At 59.0% G+C, this 3,072-nt stretch carries 4 protein-coding genes and 1 pseudogene; 3 read left to right on the forward strand and 2 right to left on the reverse strand.

The features are described 5' to 3' along the window. A partial coding sequence (locus JMF90_RS30965) for a cytochrome c (RefSeq protein WP_201325870.1) occupies positions 1 to 1,059 on the forward strand: 1,059 nt, incomplete at its 5' end. 439 nt (positions 1,060 to 1,498) lie between these two features. On the opposite strand, the pseudogene JMF90_RS40800 reads toward JMF90_RS30965, so the two are convergent. Both JMF90_RS40800 and JMF90_RS30970 read right to left on the reverse strand, forming a co-directional pair. Further along, positions 1,499 to 1,657, reverse strand: a pseudogene (locus tag JMF90_RS40800) (IS5/IS1182 family transposase); the annotation flags it as partial. 75 nt (positions 1,658 to 1,732) lie between these two features. Continuing rightward, positions 1,733 to 2,134 (reverse strand): hypothetical protein, encoded by a 402-nt coding sequence (locus JMF90_RS30970; protein ID WP_226161389.1) that lies wholly within the window; start codon positions 2,132 to 2,134, stop codon positions 1,733 to 1,735. A 305-nt stretch (positions 2,135 to 2,439) separates the two neighbouring features. Between JMF90_RS30970 and JMF90_RS30975 the strand changes: the two genes are divergently transcribed. Further along, the gene (locus tag JMF90_RS30975) at positions 2,440 to 2,811 is read left to right on the forward strand and encodes a BON domain-containing protein (RefSeq protein ID WP_011546999.1); all 372 of its coding nucleotides are present in this window, start codon (positions 2,440 to 2,442) and stop codon (positions 2,809 to 2,811) included. A 22-nt stretch (positions 2,812 to 2,833) separates the two neighbouring features. After that, on the forward strand, positions 2,834 to 3,072 hold a 239-nt coding region (locus JMF90_RS40345; RefSeq protein ID WP_236598062.1), incomplete at its 3' end, for a hypothetical protein.

The raw sequence follows: 3,072 nt of genomic DNA on the forward strand, positions 1-3,072 counted from the left end.
ACGCCCGACCCGGAGACGGGCATCGGCGGCTATACCGAAGCGGATTTCGCCAGCGCGTTGCGCAAGGGCGTCGCGAAGGACGGTCATAACCTGTATCCGGCGATGCCGTATCCGTCGTACGCGAAGCTGAAGGACGAGGACGTCAAGGCGCTGTACGCGTACTTCATGCACGGCGTCGAACCGGTGAAGCAGGCGAACCGGCCGTCCGACATCCCGTGGCCGCTCAACATGCGCTGGCCGCTCGCGTTGTGGAACATGGTGTTCCTCGACACGACGCCTTACGCCGACAAGCCGGCCAAGGACGCGATGTGGAACCGCGGCGCGTACCTCGTGCAGGGGCTCGGGCACTGCGGGTCGTGCCACACGCCGCGCGGCGTCGGCTTCCAGGAGAAGGCGCTCGACGAAGGCGGCGCGGCGTTCCTGTCGGGTGCGCCGATCGACAACTGGTTCGCATCGAACCTGACCGGCGAGCCCAACACGGGGCTCGGCCGCTGGAACGAGGCCGAGGTCGCGCAGTTCCTGAAGACCGGCGCGAACCGCCATGCGACCGCGTTCGGTTCGATGGTGAGCGTGATCAACCACAGCACGCAGGCACTCACGGACGACGATCTGGCGGCAATCTCCCGTTACCTGAAATCGCTGCCGGCGGCAGGCGGCACGGGGGCGCCGCCGTACCGCTACGATCCGAAGGCGACGCAGGTCGCGCTGGGCCGGCCGGCAGCCGATCCGGGCGCGAAGGTGTATAACGCTTACTGCCTGCATTGCCACGGGGTGGACGGACGCGGTTATGCGCCGCTGCTCGCGCCGCTCGCCGGCAATCCGAACGTGCTCGAGGCCGATGCGTCGTCGCTGATCAACGTGACGCTGAACGGCAGCGACACGCTCGTGATCGGTGGCGTGCCGTCCGCGTATCCGATGCCGGCGTTCTCGAACCAGCTGAACGACCAGCAGATCGCCGACGTGCTGACCTTCATGCGCGCCGGCTGGAACAACGGTGCGCCGGCCGTGCAGGCGGCGGACGTGGCGAAACTCCGTAAGGAGACGGCGAACAACCACTGAATGGCTGAGTCACTGTAAGGCGCCCTGAAGTGATCGGTATTCCCGTTGACCGAGATCGACGGGGCCGGTCACGAGACATAGTAATCGTACGCAATGCTAATGGATTGCAGGAAGACGAGATCCTGTACGCAATTCAGCATGTCCGCTTCGTAGGCGGCGTCGGTCTCATGCGAGTCGGTGTGCCATGTCCGCACGCGGTTGCCCGCGAGCGAATTCGGGGATGCACAGTGCTTCTACTCTCCGGGGGGGCGATGGCGGCCGCGGGACTTCTACCATTCGCGGCAGCCGGGTGGGGTGATCACGTCGACCGCAGGTTGGCCCAATCACGGCCGAGAATATCGAATAGCCCGTCGTATATCGTTGAGCAGTTCGGCCGGACCGTTGCCATCAGCAACATCCTATACGCCGGTAGAATTCGAGTCGTTCTCTATAGGCTGATCAACGGGCGGCAGCCCCATTTCGGGTAGTACGGCTCGGTTGCCGTCAGCAATCTCGACCACGGATCGAGTTTTTACACCCGCCCGAGGAAACGCGGACACCGAGTCACACGTATTCCGTTTGCGCAAAAATTGGCTTGCCGTTTCGTCGTCGTGGGCATGTTCCGTAAAACATCTCCGACAACGCTCTCGGCTGCGTCGAGGATGACTATCAAGCTAGGCGAATCAGTGCTTCGTTAGTGTGGTGTTCTGTGGGCGTCGAGCGATTGTGCACCGAACGAATCGGGATTACTGATCTGATGCAGCATGTAGATTCCGGTGGACGCTTTGATTACCACGCCAACACACAGCACGCCAGCGAGGACGGGAGAGATCGTCGCCAAGCATGGCAGTGAAAAACCAACGGTAATGGCGCTGATTCCGCATGCGAATGCAAGGATTCGGATCGCAACTACATACCTGGAAAACGCGCCGATGATCAGCGCAAGCCAGATTGCGCGCGCGACAATCATGGGAGCGAGTTCACTCTCATTCTGCATATAGATCGCGTCGAGCAGAGATTCAACGCAGAAGAACAGCGTGAGTGCAATGAGTAACCAAATTTCGTATATGCGGAATACGGTCTTTGTGGTTTTCATTCCCATGCCTGACAAGATGTTGGGATATGGCAAGGTACCAATACGGATTGTGATTGACTATTGTGCAAATGTTCTGTTGAACATATCCTAAAGAATTGTGTGATATATACCATCGTATATCCGTGAGAGAGGATGGTTTGGGGCAATCGACCTCGACGCTGGTTTGGTTGTTGACGAATTGAGTTTTCGACGTGGACGTATATAAATCGTGAGCAACGAATCTTATGATTCACGTGGTCAGCGAGAAAGCACTAGGAAGCTCGAAGGCTGATTTGTCTATCCATTGTTGAAACTAGGGAACCAGCATGAAAAATACATTTACCTCAATTCTCGCGATCACTTGCCTGGCATTTTGCGTCAACGCATCTGCAGAGAGAGGTCCGGATACGGGCTACGTTCCGGCTGTCGTGACGGGCACTGCGCATGCGGCAAATCCTCGGAAAGAACAGCGCGCAGCGGATCGCCTATTGGCCAAGAAGGTGCGGCGCGCTCTGTCGGCTACGCCGCACCTTGCGTCGTCAGACATTACCGTGCTTGCTCGACACGGCATCGTGACGCTGATCGGCCACGTCGATGAGGAAGCTCAGATTCAGCTCGCAGAAGCGAGTGCGCGCCAAGTCGTCGGTGTCACGTCGGTAACCAACAATCTGAATATCGGCATCGAGACTCGGAATTGAACAACGTTTGCTTTTGCCAGTGATGTCGTTCAAAAACGACATCGTTGTATTCGAGACCGGGTCCGCGGGAGCGAACCCGGCTGCACGCCTGGCAGGTATTCAGTTCAACACAGGTTCATTTGGTTGCAGGAACCTGGAGCCGCTGCCCGGCGAAATGGCACCTGACGCACAGCCTCAAATTCGGGCTGGACTTGCTGTCCGCGGGCATCGCGAGCGAAGACCCGCTGTGGCTGTTTTCGACGTCGTGAGCGCGCGAGGATG

Source organism: Burkholderia sp. E168m23 (genome assembly GCF_016586125.1).
Classification (GTDB): Bacteria; Pseudomonadota; Gammaproteobacteria; order Burkholderiales; family Burkholderiaceae; genus Burkholderia; species Burkholderia orbicola.

Coding starts and splice junctions, on each gene's coding strand:
- JMF90_RS30970 (WP_226161389.1), bottom strand. CDS start 2,134: ATGAAAACCACAAAGACCGTATTCCGCATATACGAAATTTGGTTACTC.
- JMF90_RS30975 (WP_011546999.1), top strand. CDS start 2,440: ATGAAAAATACATTTACCTCAATTCTCGCGATCACTTGCCTGGCATTT.